The 18,308-nt window shown below is 46.5% G+C and carries 12 protein-coding genes; 11 read left to right on the top strand and 1 reads right to left on the bottom strand.

Translation table 11 applies throughout. The annotated features are described in order from the left end of the window. Positions 1 to 276 precede the first annotated feature (276 nt). Positions 277 to 1,398, top strand: a complete 1,122-nt coding sequence (locus HDT28_07160; protein MBD5132345.1) for a hypothetical protein — start codon at positions 277 to 279, stop codon at positions 1,396 to 1,398. A 6-nt stretch (positions 1,399 to 1,404) separates the two neighbouring features. After that, positions 1,405 to 2,232 carry an RES family NAD+ phosphorylase gene (locus tag HDT28_07165; GenBank protein MBD5132346.1) on the top strand — a complete coding sequence of 276 codons (828 nt, stop codon included), beginning with the start codon at positions 1,405 to 1,407 and terminating at the stop codon, positions 2,230 to 2,232. 684 nt (positions 2,233 to 2,916) lie between these two features. On the opposite strand, the gene HDT28_07170 is transcribed toward HDT28_07165, so the two are convergent. Then, the gene (locus HDT28_07170; protein MBD5132347.1) at positions 2,917 to 3,666 is read right to left on the bottom strand and encodes a helix-turn-helix transcriptional regulator; all 750 of its coding nucleotides are present in this window, start codon (positions 3,664 to 3,666) and stop codon (positions 2,917 to 2,919) included. 145 nt (positions 3,667 to 3,811) lie between these two features. Here HDT28_07170 and HDT28_07175 point away from each other — a divergent pair, with 145 nt between their 5' ends. Genes HDT28_07175 through HDT28_07215 form a run of 9 tightly spaced genes read left to right on the top strand, consistent with a single transcriptional unit; the run spans position 3,812 to position 18,297 of the window. Continuing rightward, positions 3,812 to 5,200 carry an ATP-binding cassette domain-containing protein gene (locus HDT28_07175; protein ID MBD5132348.1) on the top strand — a complete coding sequence of 463 codons (1,389 nt, stop codon included), beginning with the start codon at positions 3,812 to 3,814 and terminating at the stop codon, positions 5,198 to 5,200. Between the two features lie 4 nt (positions 5,201 to 5,204). After that, entirely contained in the window at positions 5,205 to 6,494 is a 1,290-nt protein-coding gene (locus HDT28_07180; protein ID MBD5132349.1) for a hypothetical protein, read from the top strand. Next, a complete protein-coding gene (locus HDT28_07185; GenBank protein ID MBD5132350.1) occupies positions 6,491 to 8,197 on the top strand; it encodes an extracellular solute-binding protein in 1,707 nt (568 codons plus the stop codon). Before HDT28_07180 ends, HDT28_07185 begins: the two co-directional genes overlap by 4 nt. Before the next feature lie 13 nt (positions 8,198 to 8,210). Continuing rightward, positions 8,211 to 9,287 carry a sugar ABC transporter permease gene (locus HDT28_07190; GenBank protein ID MBD5132351.1) on the top strand — a complete coding sequence of 359 codons (1,077 nt, stop codon included), beginning with the start codon at positions 8,211 to 8,213 and terminating at the stop codon, positions 9,285 to 9,287. Positions 9,288 to 9,297: 10 nt separating this feature from the next. Continuing rightward, entirely contained in the window at positions 9,298 to 10,215 is a 918-nt protein-coding gene (locus HDT28_07195) for a carbohydrate ABC transporter permease (protein MBD5132352.1), read from the top strand. After that, positions 10,215 to 13,028: a hypothetical protein gene (locus HDT28_07200; GenBank protein MBD5132353.1), complete on the top strand. Its 2,814-nt coding sequence runs from the start codon at positions 10,215 to 10,217 to the stop codon at positions 13,026 to 13,028. The genes HDT28_07195 and HDT28_07200 overlap by 1 nt, the downstream gene beginning before the upstream one ends. A 9-nt stretch (positions 13,029 to 13,037) precedes the next feature. After that, entirely contained in the window at positions 13,038 to 15,026 is a 1,989-nt protein-coding gene (locus HDT28_07205) for a DUF4838 domain-containing protein (protein MBD5132354.1), read from the top strand. After that, complete coding sequence (locus tag HDT28_07210) at positions 15,017 to 16,966, top strand: hypothetical protein (protein MBD5132355.1); 1,950 nt, start codon at positions 15,017 to 15,019, stop codon at positions 16,964 to 16,966. The genes HDT28_07205 and HDT28_07210 overlap by 10 nt, the downstream gene beginning before the upstream one ends. Positions 16,967 to 16,977: 11 nt before the next feature. Next, complete coding sequence (locus tag HDT28_07215) at positions 16,978 to 18,297, top strand: FAD-dependent oxidoreductase (protein MBD5132356.1); 1,320 nt, start codon at positions 16,978 to 16,980, stop codon at positions 18,295 to 18,297. Positions 18,298 to 18,308 lie beyond the last annotated feature (11 nt).

Consider the following 18,308-nt stretch of genomic DNA (forward strand, 5'->3'; position numbering starts at 1 on the left):
ATTTTTCAAGGCGGTGATACCCACGCTAAAGGCGGTAAGCACAAGCGAATACAAAAACTATAAAATTCTTACTGAATTTGAATAAAGCCCACAATGATTTTACTAAAAATAGAATAATAGATTTTATCACAATAATAGGAATTACGACGCATATTGTAATAACTATTCACTTGCGATATTTTTGCCGTTTTGCTATAATAGATAAAAAGTAATTAGTAGTTGATTTTATGGCATAACTAATAAAAAGCATAAATATTCCACTCTTGGAGAACTGAAATGAAATCTTTACTTACAAAAATTATCAGCGTGTTAACAGTCTTTACGCTATGCATTGGAATGTGCGCTTGCAATACAAATGACGATAAATGTGCAAGCGGTCATACTTGGAAACTTACTTCAACTACTGCAACTTGCTTTGACGGTGGTGTTGAAAGTTATGAGTGTGAAGTTTGCAAGGAAACAAAAACTGAAAATGTTTCGGCTTACGGACACGATTTAGTTCAATCGTCTTATACTGCGCCGACTTGTAAAACAAACGGCGAGAAAGTAGAAAAGTGTTCTCGTTGCGGTTTTGAAAGTAAGCAAACGCTTTTAGTAGTTGACCACGATTATCAAGTTAAATCTACTAACCCATCAACTTGCACGGTTAAAGGAAGTCAAACGCTTGAATGTTCAATGTGCCACGAAGCAAAGAACGAGCAATTACCACTTAAAGACCACGATTATGAGCTTAAAAATACCGTGAATTCTACTTGTTTAGTTCACGGCTATAAATACTATCAATGCAAAGACTGTACAGCAAGCCGTTCGGAAGAATTACCTTTTGTCGAGCATACCTATCAAACCACAATGAAAGAAGCTACTTGTTTTACTCACGGCGGAACGGTTGAAAAATGCTCGGTATGTCAAGATGAAAAGCCTATAACCGAAACGCCTCTACTCACACACAATTTCGGTGAGGACGGTTACTGCACGAAGTGCGGAATTTATAAGACATTGTTTGACGAGAACGCTATTAGCGCAACATATAAAGGCGTAGTTATTTCAGGCAACTTAACAGCTAAATTCAATGAAGCGAATAAATCAATAGCGGACAGTTATTGGAAAGACCATACCGTTACGCTGACAATTACAATGTACGATAAAGACGGAAACGAATTAGAGAAACACTCCTTTAATTCCGCAACTATACCACACGAGGGCAATAATTTTGGCAAAATGACAATTCAATATGTTGATGTCGGCGGAAGGCTTGGCAATAGTTATGCAAACGCTTTTATTGTTTTTGTTGACGAAGGAAATATATTTTCGTCAAACAGTCGTACAAACTGCAAGTCTTTCAAAATTGAAATCTCTTGCGACGGTTACGAAACGATAGAAAAGACTTATACGATATAAGCCTTATTGGAAAAATTTACTGCTATTTTAGGAGCGAAATCAATGGGCTTTGATGAGCAAATGAGATTGACAGAGAGCGATTGGAAAACGCTATTAAAATATGACACTTGGGAATATCTAAATTTATTGCGCAAACGTCTTTCAACTAATAGAAATTGTATACTGCCTTTGTTAAACAAGATATTATACACCTTTGCATTTGAAGATTTCAGTCAATGGTATTCACAAAGTTGTTTAGAGCCAAACTTTTATAAGTTATATCGTGCGAGAATTTACACTAAACCGATTGTAAAAGAATTAGAAAACAGCCCTTTTCAAGGTTACGACGAGAAAAATAGTTTTGTTCCTCCTGCGAATAGCATTAAATTTGAAGGGCGCGTAAACAAGCGTCATCAAGTTGTTCTATATGCTGCATCATCACCACAAGGTGCAATAGCCGAAATCAATCCTAATGTTGGTAATGTTGTAAGTGTGGCAACAATAGATATAAACAGAAATCTTCATTTATTTAATATGGCACACACTAATATGGGTATAGAAGCAGGCACACCACAAAAAACTGACTGGATACAGAAATTTATATTAGATTTAGCAGAGTGCTTTTATTCGGTATACATAAATAAGGAGGATTATTATTTAAGTCAATATGTTGGCTCATATATAAAAACTTTGGGGTTTGACGGTATAAGATATTTTTCAAGCAAAAATGAAAGTAACATTAGTGAAACCGCAAATTTTAATTACGCAATTTTCAATTATGACAAATGTAAGGCTGTTTCCTCAAAAAAGTATTACATACAAAAAGTTTCTATAAGTGCCTTTGAGTTTAATTAGATTTATTAGTATTACTTTATACGCCACTATGTCACACTGTCACACTTTTTATAAAAACGTCAATATGCGTGGGCGGCGAAGCCGCCCACGCTGTGGCGTATAGTATTACCACGCCACCCCGTAACGTGTAACACTTTTGGCGTAAAAATCGTAGAAACTTGTAAATCTATGACGAAATGTATTTATTTTGATTTATGCCCATTAGGGTGGGTTCTCTTGGGTGGGACATAGTAAAACGGCAACGAGCTTAAACTCATTGCCGTTTTACTTTTACCTTTTTGCGACAAAGCCCGCAACCCCATTTACGAATACGTATTTGAGGTTCAAACTCTGTCTGTCTTGGTGCCGGTGATCGGACTTGAACCGGTACGGGCTTTCACCCGAGGGATTTTAAGTTTTTCATCATATAGTGTACTACGTAAAATAGCGGTAATTTGGGCTGTTTTGGGGATATTTTAGTCCAAAAATATGGGGATATAGGGCATATTTGTCCCTTGTTGAGAACAATTGTGTGCAGAGTTCTGCATTTATGCGAGAAAAATGCGAGAAAAAACGTTAAGATTGCATAATAGTTTTCGATACGAATATGTGGTTGAACATTTATCATGTTTTCCGAATGAAATAGCGAATATACTGATTATCCTTAATAAATTTCTTTGGATTATACATAGTGTCCTTTTAGGATTAAGTGGTTCTTTTCAAAAACGCGTAATAAGCGGACACGCTGCCGAAACCGGAATCCATGACGACGTCGATAAGGTTTTTATCGGATGAGTTCATATTTTGGTTTATATACCGAATTCGCAGTCGATTTATATACGTAGTGAAATTACAGCCGAAGTATTCGTTGAATATCTTGGAAAAGTAGTTTTTGCTGAATCCGAATTCGGCGGCGGCTTGCGATATGGTTATATGCTCGGTAAAGTGCATATTCAGGTAGTCTATTATTTTCTGAATTAGATCCAGCTCGCGTTTTTGTGTGTTCGACGAAGTATAGTTTGCAATTATCAAGCCGAATAAAACCCGTACAAGCCCGTCTATTATCAAAGAATCGCCGTCGGTATCCGTCAGATAAACCTGCATTGCCTGTACTACGTCTAAGATTTTACCGTTTATTTCTTTATTGTCGAGAATAAAAAAGTTTAGGTCGTGCCGCTCGGCTATATCCTTATAATATCGTTCGGGAATAATTATTACCGTATTTTTCGTTTGTTCGGAGCTGCCCGACAAACTGTGCGGATAATATGGCGGAATAAACAGTATTTCGCCTTTTTTCAATGTGATTTTCTTTATGCCTATCGTTACCGTAAGTTCTCCCGCGGTAACGATCTGCATTTCTATACTCTTATGAAAATGCGGCATATGAGTATAGTTATCTTGTTCAAAGATAAACAATCGGTTTTTTATATCGGAATAAGATTCGTAAAGGTCCATATCGTAATTTATTGTAATTTTACAGTATTTTACTGCTTGAATACAGTACTTTTTTAGTATATACTATAAATGCTTATCAGTCAAGCGATTGAATATCGTATTATTCCGTCGTTTGAACTTCTAATATAAAACGGGAAAGTGAATTATGGCAAGTCTTTCTTTGAGGAACGTCACAAAAACATATCCGCAAGCGGTGCGTAAGAAAAAGGGTGGCGATAATTCGCTTCGTACCGGCAGCTTCACGGCGGTCAAAGACTTTAATATGGAGATCGCGGACGGGGAGTTCGTCGTTTTTGTTGGACCATCGGGGTGCGGGAAATCCACGACGCTTCGAATGATCGCGGGGTTGGAGCATATTACATCCGGCGAATTGTACATAGGGGATAAACTCGTAAACAATGTGCAACCTATGAATAGGGATATTGCAATGGTTTTTCAAAGCTATGCGCTTTATCCGCACATGACCGCGTACAACAACATTGCGTTCGGGCTGAGGATGCGCAAGATTCATGTTGCCGTTGTAGACCAAAACGGTCAACCGGTGCTTAAGATCAACAGGAAAAAGCTTAAAGAGCTTGCAAAAGAGATCAAAAGCATTGAAAAAAAGCTCAGTGATACTATCGATCCGCCGAGCGAAGATGATAGGAGCGCTTTGGTAGATAAAAAAGCAAAGCTCGAGGAAGAATATAAATATTACGAAAGCACGCCCGTGCCCTCCTATAAGCTCAAGCATATTGCCAAGTCCGTTATCGACGAAAAGGTGAAGTGGGCGGCAAAGGTACTCGGTATAGAGGATATCCTGCAAAACAAGCCTTCGGCTATGTCGGGCGGACAACGTCAACGCATCGCGCTCGGGCGTGCCATAGTGCGCGAACCGAAGGTCATGCTTCTGGACGAACCGCTCAGTAACCTCGATGCAAAGCTGCGCACTCAAATGCGTTCGGAGCTCGTGCGACTTCATAACGAGCTGAAAACGACTTTTATCTATGTAACGCACGATCAAGTGGAAGCTATGACAATGGGAACGCGTATCGTCGTAATGAAAGACGGCATAGTTCAGCAAATAGATACGCCGACAAACCTGTTCGATTATCCCGATAACCGTTTTGTTGCCGGATTTATCGGCACGCCCCAAATGAATTTTTTCGACGTTACGGTCAAAAAGATCGGTAAAAAAATGTGTGTGACTTTTATATCCGGCGAGAAAGCGGAATTATCGCTTGAAAAGCTTCGTCCGTTTGACGAACGGTATTTGGACGGTGATGAGCATAAAGCCGTCATGGGCATTCGCGGTGCGGCGCTTCTTGTCGGGAAGGGCGAGAACGTCATAACCGCTACTGTCAATATAACCGAGGTTTTGGGCGACACTACGCAGATCTATGCGCGCCTTGACGGCATGGATAAAGACATTGTTATATGCGGCTCGGAGCGTGTAGTGTATTCTTCCGGCGATAAGATAAACGTGTCATTCGGCGAATCGAGCTTGCATTTCTTCGATGCGGATAGCGGCGCGTCCATACTCAAACGAGAGTAGTATCATGTTTTCAGATTGGCTTAAATTCTATTTTTTGGGTTTTTTCTCCAATAATCTTACAAGACAGGCACCGACGCGCGGTTGGTGGAACTGCCTTTTGTCGTTTGTGCTCGCCGTAGGATTGATGATTGCCGGATTTTTGATTGCGGATGCTTTTACGCTCGGCGTGCATTACAAAAAATCGACGACGTTTCGTACTGCCGTTCATTCCGTATTGACAGACGAGAACATAATGTATGCCGTTCGGAACGGCGAGCTTACGGCAAGCCGCGTAGGCTCTGATGAAAAGCGGGTGGTCGATACTATTTTAAGAGATGACGACAGAAAGGCTTACGGGGCGAGCGGTTACACTGTTGTTATAGACACCCGCGATTCCGACGCTTACGACGATTTTACGGCGTACTGTGTTTCGCGTGACGGCAACAATACCGAAATATCTTATGAGGAGTACAAGAATTTATCGGCGGCGGCGCAAGCCGAGTTTAGGTTCGCCGTTCGGTACAGCGGAAACGAGCTCGTGCTCGACGAAAATCGTATTAACGTATATGCCGAATATTTGAAAACCGTCGACGACGGGAAATACGCGGCGCGACTTGACGGGGCGTTGAGTATCGAGGAGTCGAGTGCGCGATATTCCGCCGTTTACGAGCTGTACGTGGAGGCATATTATCCGTCGTTAAAGGATTACGAGCGAGACGGCGCGCCCAAGCTTCGCAATTATTATTTGCGCGAGTACGTCGAAAAGCTCAGGTGTGACAGATATTTGTTTTTGTTCGACGACTGTATAATCACGTCGTTCGCTACCGACGGCGGGATCGAGTATTCGCTTTACGGGTTTTACGGCGGCGGGGATCGGAGCGTGAACGTAAATTCGGGAGAAGATGCTGACACGTTTATACTGGAATGTTTCAACGCCGGCAATGGCTTCGGCAGAACGATGATGATAATGAATTTGTTCCAGCTTATGCCCATATTCGTGTTCGGTGTTGTTGCGCTTACGTTATTGTTGATAATAGCGTCGCGCTTGATCAAATCGGATATATTCGTCCGTTCGGGCGATTGTTATAAAACCGTGTCGTCGTTATTGACGTTTACGGCGTTTGTTTCGGCGATATGCGCGGTGATAATAGGTTTTGCAGTCGGAACGTCTGATCTGTTTATGTGGACGTCGTTAATATTTTTCGGCGTACTTACGATACGGGTTGTGGCGCTGATAATCGGCGAAAGGGCAAGACTTAAAGCGCTTGACGTCGATCGGGAAAATATAATTTACAATGTCGGAGGTTCGATATGAAAAAAACAGGTAAAAAACTCGTAAGCACTTTATGCGCGATCGCGGTGTGCTGTTCGGTGTGCGGTGCCGCCGTCGGGTGCGGCAATCCATTCGTAGAGGAAGAGGAACAGGCCGATACGACCAAGGTGCAGCTGTACGTGGGCAATTTCAATCAGGGGTTCGGCAAAAAGTGGCTCGAGGACGCGGCGGCGCGCTTTTGCGAGCTTAAAAAGGACGAAACGGGCTATGCCGAAGGCAAGACCGGCGTGCAGATCATTATCGATGACGTATCTATCGGCGACAGCTTGATAGGGTCGGTCGGGAACGAGCGTTCGGAAATAATATTCAACGAAAGCATGGATTATTACAGTTGGATAAAGCGCGGAAACGTTCGGGATATTACCGAAATAGTGACGGGTGATCTCGGCGATTTTGGCGAAGCGGACAACACAATATACGACAAAATGTATCCGTCCGCGCAGTCGTTCTATCGCTATACGGACGATAAATTTTACGGTATACCGTTTTATGAGTCTACGTTCGGCATTATTTACGACCGCGACGTGTTTGAGAATAATAATCTTTATATGGATAAAAACGGCAGATTTACTTTGTCTTCTCAAACGGATTCAAACGCTTCTTCGGGGCCCGACGGCGACGCTGCGACGACAATAGACAACGGACTTCCCGCAACCTTCAGTGAGTTTTACGCGCTGTGCGACGAGATGAAACGCAAGGGCTTGCAGCCGTTTACTTGGACGGGCAGAAACGACAACTATATTTCGCGCTTCATTCAATCTATGTCGATGTATCTCGACGGATATGAGAACAGCAGGATACATTTCGATCTTCAAGGCACCGCGACCAAGCTCGTAGATCGCATAGAAAACGGCGTCGCCATACTTAAAGAACCGACGGAGATAAGTCAAAGCGACGCGTACAAAATGTACGAATCGGCGGGCAAGTATTATACGCTCGAATTTTTGAACAATATTTTAAGCCGTAACTACGATTATTCCGCAAAACGCGGAAACACGGCGTATAATCACACGAACGCGCAGGACGACTTTGTCACAAATAATACCAAACGCCATAAAAACTCACTCGGGAAGGACATCGCTATGCTTATCGACGGCACTTGGTTCTTGAACGAAGCCGCCGGAACATTTACCGATTTGTCCAAGACCGAGCCCAATGCGAGCGCAAGCATACGCCAATTCGGGCTTATGCCGTTGCCTCATCCCGACGATTGGGGCCCGCAAAAATTCACGTACGTAGACACCAATCAAACTTTGTGCTGCGTGACCAAAAACGCGGACGAGTCTAAAATGAAACTGATAAGCGACTTTATCAAGTTCTTGCATACCGACGCAGAACTCGAGGCTTTTACAAAAAGCACGAGTACTCTTCGCGCTTTCAAGTATATAGACGGTATGGATACGTCGGGCGACGGGTTCACGCCCTATGCCAAACAGCTTATAGAGCTGAAAAAATTTATAGGATCGGACGTTATATATCCGATATCCGACAACGCCGTTTTTGCCAACAATACGAATAAACTATTCTTCAGTCACGAGGAATTTCTGTCGAGTGCGGTCGGCGCGAGCACGCTCAAATATCCTAATCGCGTAATGGTAGGCAGTACGCCTACGAGTGAGAAAACCTATTTCGACGGACTTAAAGCGTATCACAATGCAACGTGGTGGAACGGTATCATAGAATGACGGCGGAGTATTTATGAAGAAGAAAAACGCAAACAGCGCCGCCGAGAACGCGACGCTCGATACAGCGACGACAGTTGCCGACGTTACCGATAAGATCGCTGACGCCGACACAGTCGAACGATCGACGGTCGCACCGAGAAACGATTTCGGCGCGCGCACGAAAACATTGCTCAAAAAGATCAAAACCAACTTTTTGTTCAACTGGCGCGACTATCTTTTTTATTTCGTTTTGGTGATAATCCCCGTCGTGCAGTTCGCGATAATGTACGTTGCGGTCAACTTCAACTCGATACTTATGTCCTTTCAGTCGTACGATAAGGACACGGGTGTGTTCAGTTGGACCGGGCTTGACAATTACAAAGCGTTTTTTACCGAACTCGGAACAAATTCACTTTGGAAAACGATGTTCATAAACTCGACCATAGCGTTTTTGGTCGCACAGTTTATAACGAAATCGCTTGCCGTGTTCTTTTCGTATTACATTTACAAAAAGCATTTCGGCTACAAGGTGTTCCGTGTGATATTGTTTATTCCGTCTATTATTTCGAGCGTCGTGACCGTGGCGGTGTTCTCTCAATTCATCGACGGCGCGTTCCCGAGCATATTGAACGATTGGTTCGGAATGACGGCGCAAGGCGGGCTCGCAAACCAAGAAACGACTTTCTTTTGGATATTGTTTTACAACGTTTGGATAGCGTTCGGTCCGTCGCTTTTGATATATTCGAGCACGATGAACGATATTTCTCCGTCGGTCACGGAAGCCGCTAAGATAGACGGCTGTAAGCCGTTTATGGAGTTTTTTCATATAATACTGCCCAACATCTGGCCCACATATGTGGTGTTTACCGTTGCAACGCTCGCGTCGTATTTCGGCAATAGCTTGAGCATATACGCGTTCTACGGCAGCTGGGCGGACGACAGGCTGTATACATTCGGATACTATTTATTCAGAAACGCCGAAATATACAAAGGCTCGCTCGAAGGCTATCCGTACTTAAGCACGATAGGCGTATGCTTTACGGTGGTGCTCGTGCCTATCGTGTTGGGCATAAGAAAGCTCATGCTTAAGCTTGGACCGAGCACTAAGTAGGAGGAATATCATGTCAAACCGAAAGGAAAGGCTGCGCGATTACGGAATAAAGTTCAAAGATTCGCTCACGCCATTCAATATAATTTTGTTTATCGGATTATTGTTGCTCGCGCTGTCGCTTGTTATCCCGTTCGTGTGGGCGATCATAACGTCGTTAAAGTCAAGACTCGATTTTAACGCGGATGCGCTTGGGTTTCCACCGCAGCTATATTGGCAGAACTATGTGGACGCATATAAAAACTTTACTGTATCGGTAGCTTACGGAACGGGAAAACGCACCTACAATATTTGGGGCATGCTTATATTTTCGCTCATATATTCGCTCGGTGGTGCGGTAATACAGTGTGCGGCATGCGTATTCGTTGCTTATGCCGTCGCGCGGTTCAAAAATTACAAAATATCCAAGCTGCTGTACGGCATAGTGATTGTGACTATGATACTGCCCATTGTCGGCGCGTTGCCCAGCGAGATACGAGTACTTAAAAGCTTGGGGCTTTACAACACCCTATTCGGGATACTGTTTATGAAGGCTTCGTTTCTCGGCACGTACTTTTTGGTGTTTCACTCGTTCTTTGCCGGAATACCTAAGGACTATTACGAGGCGGCGAGCTTGGACGGTGCAGGCAACTTTCAGATCCTGTTTAAAATAATTTTGCCTATGGCGAAAAACCTGATTTTTACGGTAATAATTCTGTACTTTATAGGAAATTGGAACGATTACAATGTTTCGCTCGTGTATGCGCCGAGCATACCCACGCTTGCATACGGGTTGTACAATTACAACTTCTCCAACGTGCCGGAAATAACGAGCACGCCGCATAAAATGGCAGGCGCAATGATGTTGTTTATCCCGATCATGATCTTTTTCTGCGTGTTCTCCGATAAACTTATATCCGGCAATCTCACTATGGGAGGTGTAAAAGAATAATGCAGAAAACAGCGAAAAAAAGCTTAATAGTTATTATCCTGTTTGTAGTTGCGCTGTTGCTCACGGTCACACTCGGTGTAAGCTTACCGTCGGCTACGAATGCTATGGGCGACGATCGGTCGAGTTCGCCGCTCGGCGTGGATAATGCTGTAACGACGCTTCCGAGCTGGTCGCTTAACAGCGATGAAAGTATGGCGTATTACGGCGAACGAACAAAACAGTACAGTCGCAAGCACGAAAAACAGCCGTTCAACGAAGGTCCCGACGGATATATGGACGTTACGGTAGACGCATTGCACGTGAAGCTTGCGGCAAATGACGTATTTACTTATAACAAGGTGATAGATCTAAGCAAGCTCGATCCGCTTACGCCCGTGTTCAAAATGGGCGTTATGCCCGATGACGGCAAACGCGACGCGCGGTCAATATACTTTGAGCTTACCGACGTATACGATCCGTCGATAAAAATGTCCATACAGATATCCACGGGAATAACGAGCCCCGAAACGCTTGTTTGGGCAAATTCGTGGACCATATATTCGTACATCATGGCAAAGACAGGTCCGCAGATATATACCGCGCTTTCCAACGACGAGATAACGCAAGGCACAAACGGAAACATTTACGGCAGTATAGCCAAATTCGGGCTTTACGGACAAAGGTCGGGTTACCGTGCATGCTCCGATTATCTTTCGATCTATTACGATTATAACGAAAAACAGCTCTATCAACAGTCTATATACGGCAGAATGCTTATATGCGATTTTGACGATCTTGCGCATTTCTCGTCGTTGTTCGGCGGTTTTACTACAGGCGAAGTCGTGATGAGCATGTACGGCTCGACGTATTATACGGATTTTCTCAATGTGTTCTTTTACGAGATAGCCGGCGAAACCGAGTTTTCGGAAAATATAACGGACGTAACTCCGCCACACATCTATGTTGACACGCCGAGCGAAATAACGACGGGTATTGTTGACTGCGAGTATTCGTTGTTCGACGCAAGCGTGCTCGATCCTTACGGCAGCGCTAAGCTTCGGACTAAAGTGATATACGGCTACGGCAGCGACAGCGCGTATAACGTGTCCGTTAAAGACGGTAAATTCACTCCCGACAAGGAGGGTATTTATACCGTGATTTACAGTGCAGACAACGAGTACGGCGCGCACAGCGAGGAGCATATCGATATAACGGTCAAGCCGTCCGACTACATGCAGATAGCGGTGGGCGATCTTTCGGACGAAAGCGGATACGTAGGTAAAACGATCGTAGTAAAAACGCCCGAAGTGACGGGTGGCGTGGGCGACGTAAGCTTAAGCGCTAAGGTCAAATTCGGCGGCAACGAGGTAGCAGTAAATAATGGCACGTTCGTTCCCGAAGCGGCCGGAGAATATAAGGTGACCGTTAAGGCGACGGATGAGTTCGGTCGAATGGCTCAAAGCGAATACAACGTCACGGCGACGGTTGCCGACGCGCCTATAATCGACGAATCGACGATTCTATTGCCAAAATATTTAATTAAGGGCAGGACGTACGAACTGCCTAAGGTCTTCGCCTACGATTATGTAAACGGCAAACGCAAAAAGAACACCGCAATTGCGGTGACGGGCGGCACGCTCACGGGCAACAAGCTTACGCCTACGGCGAGCGTTTGCGAGATAAGCTACGTCGCAGTGCGCGGCGGTAAAAGCTCCTACGTAACGCGTACCGTGCCTGTTATTGACGTGTCGGGCGCGTCGGCGGGCTCGATAGATATAGCCAAGTACTTTGCGACCGAAAACATAGATATGACCAAAACCGACGAATATATAGAGTTTGCGGCGAGCGGCAACGGAAATGCCGAGTTTATTAATAAGTTCGTCGCCGACGATTTCAGTTCGACTCTGATGTTCCCCGACAGCATGAAGGACGGGTCGAAGATCACAGTCGTTCTGTCGGATATTTACTCCGAAAATAAGCTCGAAATAGAATTTGTTCGCGAAGGTGGGGCGGTAGCTTTGATGTATAACGGCACGCGTCGTGCATCGTATGCGTTAAACGAGTATGCACGCATTTCTTACAGAACCGCAAAAAACGCGCTATATTACACGACCGACAGATATTTCTCGCTTGACGGCTTTGACGGCTTTGATTCGGGATATTTGTACTTTGCGGTCAAAGTCGATGACGGCGTTTCGGTGCGGATATCGGAGCTATACGGTCAGGGTATAAACAACCTCGATTACGATAATATACGTCCGAACATTGCGGCGGCAGGCGAATACGAGTTCGAGATAGTAAAGGATAGTATTGTAAAAGTGTATTCGGCGCATTATGCCGACGCACTCGATCCCGTTACGACCGCTACGGTCACGGTCACGGCTCCGTCAGGCGAAGTGATCACCGCTGTAGACGGAACAAAGCTCGAAAACGTTTCGGCGGATAGAGAGTATGAGTTTTACGCTACGGAATACGGATATTACTATATAGAATATACCGCCGAAACAACCGATTATATGCAGTTTGAAACCTATTCCTTTATGGTCGTCGATACGGACGATCCGACTTTAAATGTCGATGGCGGTGTTCCGTCGTCGTTTAAGGTCGGCGGCAGTTGGAGGGTCCCCAATGTCACGGTGCAAGATAACGTTGACAGGCAAGAGGATATGATCGTAAAGTGTCTTGTTCACGAGATCAAAACGCACAAGATACAGGTGTATTCGATAGGCGATACCGTCGTTTTCGAACGCGCCGGACAGTATACGGTAAGCTTTATTACAAGGGATTCGGCAGGTAATACTGCCACCGTCGAGTATGCGGTAACGGTCAAATAGGAGAGGACTATGAACGAAAAAATCAATAAAACGATCGGTATAGCGCTTGCGACGGTCATGATATGCGGTATGCTTGCCGGCTGTTCCGACAAGAACGATAATGTGTTACCTCCTGCTGAACAGCCCGCCGAAACGGTCTTGACGGGCGAAACGCCGAATCTTATACCCGAGGATCAAACGTATACGACGTTCGTGCTGTCCGATAAGGGCGCAACGGAATATTCGATAGTTTTGCCGCAGAACGCCCTCGATCTGTGTAGCTTTGCGTCGGTCGAGCTTCGTGATAGGTTTGCAGAAGCTACGGGCGGAAGCATGAATATAGTGCGCGACAACGCGGTTTCGGGCGTTAACGGCGGCAAGTATATATTCTTGGATCGAACGCCGTTTCTTCCGTCCGATCTCGACGTTACGGAAAATACTCTCGGTTCTAACGGCTATGCGATAAGGACGGTCGGCGACGATGTGTATATATGCGGTGCGACCGAGCGCGGCACGCTAAACGGCGTTTACGAATTTTTAAAGTGCACGGTCAATTACAAATTTTACGCGCCCGAGCTGTGGCAGATAAACGACAACACCGAGGATACTTTGTACATGCCCGACTTCGATATGAGTGTCGTGCCGGCTGTCGATATGCCGTACATCAGAACAGACCATTTTGTCAATCCAACGGCAACGGGTCGGCGTTACAGGGTGATGGGCACCGATGATATATTTATCAATATCTACGGCGCGGGTTATCACGTATCGACGAGTTACGTAAGACCTGCGGAATACGTAAATACGCACCCCGAATATTTTGCGACGGAAGGCAACGAGGCACTTCCCAACAAGGTCCTGTGCGATACCAACGGGCATGTTTCTCAGCTGTGCTACAATGCGCACGGCGATGAGCAAGCGCTCGAAGAAATGCTCGAGATAGAGATGAAGGAGCTTAAAGACTCGATTTTGCGTGAGCAGTCCGATCCGCATCAGCTCATGTACGCTTGGTACACGCAAATGGACAATTACGATTGGTGCGGCTGCGACGCTTGCAAGGCGGACACCGAAAAGTACGGTTCGCCCGCAGGCTCGATCATAAAGCACGCCAATCTTTTATCCGCAATGCTCAAGGAATGGATAGAAGAGGAGGGCATAGGCAGACGGGTCAACCTTGTTATATACGCGTACATGAATACGACCAATGCTCCTACCTATTTCGACGACGATATAAAGATGGCGGACAATATCGCGCTGTTCTATGCGCCGATACGCTCCAATTTTGTAGAGGATTATCACGACATAATAAACGAAACCTATTACGAAAATCTAAAGAATTGGACGAACGCGCTCAACGGCGGCGGACTTATGTTGTGGGCGTACAATCTTTCTTACTTCGGCGATTACATCGCGCCGCACTACGGCTTCGACGCGTTCCAGCAAAACGTTGAGATCATGACGGAAGAGTTCGACATGGACGTGTTTTTGGCGTCGGGCGACTACGAAAACAGAAATCTCCCGTGTTTCGGGATGCTTAAATATTATATCAACGCCGAACTGATGTGGGATCACACGCAGGACGTGTCGCAGCTGCTTGATAACTATTTCAACGTGTGCTACCGCGCCGCCGCGCAGCCGATGCGTCAATACTTCGACCGATTCTGTAATTTCTTTAACTATACGAAGGAAATAAACAACTACGACGGATCGTGGACCAACGCCACGCGCGAAACGCTGAACGCCGAGTTCTATCCGTTGCGCGAGCTTCAAGCCTGGCTCGGCTATACGGACGAGGCTTATGCGGCGATCGAAAGATATAAGGATGACGATCCCATGTTGTATTCGGGGATATCGACGCGCATATTGCAAGAAACCATAACGCCGCGCTACCTGATAACGGAAATTCATAAGGGCAGCTTTGACGGCGAGGTATTCGACGAAATGCTGCGAACGCTCGACGAGGATATGTTGAGCTTGGGTATTATATCTCGCGGCGAAGGAGGCGGAAGATGGTACTAAACAAAAAGCGGATGGCTGTTATTGCGACGGTCGTCGCGGCGACGGCATGCGGAGCGTGCCTTATAGCCTGTAACGACAAAAAGTCGACTGAGCCCACTCCTCCCGCTCATACCGAGTTCGAGTTTAGGGAATCAAACGTGTATTTGGAAAAATACTCGACAAAGCTTTTGTTGCTCGACGGCGCCGACGGCTTGCAATTAAGCTTTGCAAGCTCCGATGAAACGGTTGCGTCGGTGTCGGGCGACGGAACGGTCACCGCTCGCGGCGAAGGCAGCGCCGTAATAACCGCATCGGGCGACGGAGCAAACGCTACCGTGACCGTTAACGTGTCGCGCAACAAGTCGCAGCCCGTTATCGCTGTTTCGAGTAAGTCGGTGACGGTGGCGGAGGGGGGCAAATTCTTTATCGAGCCAACCGTGACCTATAAGGATGTTCCCGTCGATGCCGTTTATACGTTCTCGGCAAACGGAGGACTCACCGTCGATAACAGCGGCGAGATAACGGGTACCGCGATAGGTAGCTATGTGGTGACGGTCACGGCTGAATATGTCGACATTACGCTCACTCAAAATATCGACGTAAAGGTCATAAGCGGCAGCTATTTTCACCTCGACAGGCGCAGCGCGGAGATATATCTGTCGGACGCGTTCGGTGACGGCAATACGACAGAACAGACATTACGAGTGTATACCGACAGTACGAGCGTGGTCACGTGGAGTACTTCCAATCCGAACGTAGCGACAGTAACGGGTGGGGTAGTAACGCCCGTAGGCGCGGGTGTTTGCACGGTAACGGCGTCGGCGGATGGCATGACGGCATCGGCTACCGTTACCGTAAAAAAACCGCAAACAAGCCTGTCCGATGTAAAAGAGATCGCAAAAACAAGCTCTACCTTCGTTTTGGATCTAAACGATCATGCGGCGCTTTTTAGCGATAAAACGATGGATGATTTCACCGTCACGCAGAATAGTGGCGTAGGTGTAGATACCTTGCGCTTCGACGGCAGATATTTGACGTTAAGCTCCGATATAGAGCTCGGCGAGCAGATTCTGCGCGTAGAGACCGACGAAGTCGTTATCGACTGTCCAGTCGTAACTGCGTCGATGATAATTTCGAGCAAGGACGACTTCAAGCTGATAAAAAGCAGGTATTTCGGCGGCGGGGCGAATTCCCCGACAAACGTTAAGCCGTACAAGTACCGCGACGGCTATTTCATACTCGATAAAGATATCGATTTCGGCGGAGAAACTTTCGCTATCGACCCGCGCGGAACGAATTCGTCTATTGTCGAGTCATCGACGGTGGAAGCCGCGCACCGCGCTCAAGTCGGTTGGTATGGCGTTTTGGACGGCAGAGGTCACGTCGTCAAAAATATCGTATCGGGTAAGCGCGGTCTGTTCGGTAATGTCGAAAAGGATAGCGAAATAAAGAATATCGCGTTTATAGGTACTTTCGGGCATACCGACGGCACTTCGGACTCGAACAGCGGTTTTGTCGCGGAGGTCATAGTGGGTAAGCTCGACAATGTGCTCGTCGCGGTAGATAAGATACCGGTAAAGGAGACGGCAAACGCAAATGCCGATCTTTACGGAAAGGCAGGGGTATGCACGTTGCTGTACGGCGAAATAAACAACACCGTATGCGCGATAACTTCGGTGCAGAACAGCACGGCTACGGGCTTTAATCCGTCGGTGATTGCATGCAGAGTGGAGGGCAACCCGATAGACGAACAGGCGTACGGCAGTATGAAAAACACGTTCGGACTGGCGAGGGGTAACCTGACAGCAGTAGCTACTTATCCCAATCATATACCGTCCGCATTTAGAGTCGTGTCGGGCTTCGGCACGCTTAAAAACACCGTCGATATAAAGGGCTTCCGCTCGTTTTGGGGCTTTGCCGACGACAGCCTGTCGTTCGGAAGCTACGTATTACGTTTTTGAGGTTGACTTTTATGACCGAATACGAAATTGAAAAAACAAAAAACATTCCCGTAATTGCAGATGTCGACGTATTGGTTTGCGGCGGCGGACCTGCCGGAATAGGTGCGGCGGTTTGTGCGGCAAGTATGGGCGTAAAAACTCTCGTCGTGGAGATGTTCGATTGCTTGGGCGGCATTGCAACGTCCGGGATGATGTCGCATTGGGGCGGCGCGTCATCGAGCATAGTCATGCTAGAAATATTCAGGCGAACGCGCGAAAAATGCAATGTTCTCGGGTGGGCGGACGAAAATAGCGCCGAAATAGCTCAAATACATCACGAGGCACAAAAAATAGCGCTTGATGAATTCGTCGCGGAAGTCGGCGCAGACGTACTGTTTTATACAAAGGTCTGCGGCGTTAAAATGAACGGCAACCGCATAGAAGGCGTGTTCGTCGAGAACAAGAGCGGGCGCGGGTTTATAAAGGCAAAGATTATCGTAGACGCGACGGGCGACGGCGACGTCGCATACTATGCGGGCGTGCCTTTTTATAAGGGACGTGAGAGCGATGGCAAAATGCAGCCCGTATCCGTCATGTTCAAATTAGGCGGGGTCGACTATTCTCGAGCTGTTTTTCCGCACTGCTTTGAAGCAAGCATACCCCTCGATAACGGCGAGGAATTGCAATCCCTTGGTAAAAAGTTATTGCCATTTCCTGCAGGACATGTTCTGTTATACCGACAGCCTACGCCGGGCACCGTTTGTTGTAATATGACAAACGCTATAGACGTGGACGGCACGGACGCGCGGTCGCTGTCGAATGCGCTTATGCAGTGCCGTTCTCAACTCGAGCCGATAATAGACTTTTTACATAAGAACGCGCCCGGCTACGAAAACTGTTGGCTCATGAGCACTGGCCCGCTCATAGGTGTTCGCGAAACGCGGCATTTCGAGGGCGTGGAGCGGCTCGAAAAGGAAGATATCCTGAATGCGCGCTACTTCGATAATTGGATCGTTCGACATGCGTACTTCAATTTCGACGTGCATAATATGAGCGGCAACGGCTTGGACGAAACAGGTGTTCAGGACAAATTCGGTCAAACGCGTGGTTATACTATACCTTACGGCTGTTTGCTCCCAAAAACCGTCGAAGGGCTGTTGTTGTCGGGCAGGAACATATCGGGCAGTCATATTGCCCATTCCAATTTCAGGATAATGTCGGTGTGCATTGCGCTCGGCGAAGCGGCGGGCGCGGCGTCGGCATTGTGCGTAAAAAATAAACTCGCATCGCTAAAGGACGTCAATGTGTCGGGCATCCAAAAAGCGGTGACGGGAGCAAAATTTAATAAATAGTCTTAAGGAGG

The sequence above is a fragment of the Clostridiales bacterium genome, from assembly GCA_014799665.1.
In the GTDB taxonomy this organism is placed as follows: Bacteria; Bacillota; Clostridia; order Christensenellales; family Pumilibacteraceae; genus Anaerocaecibacter.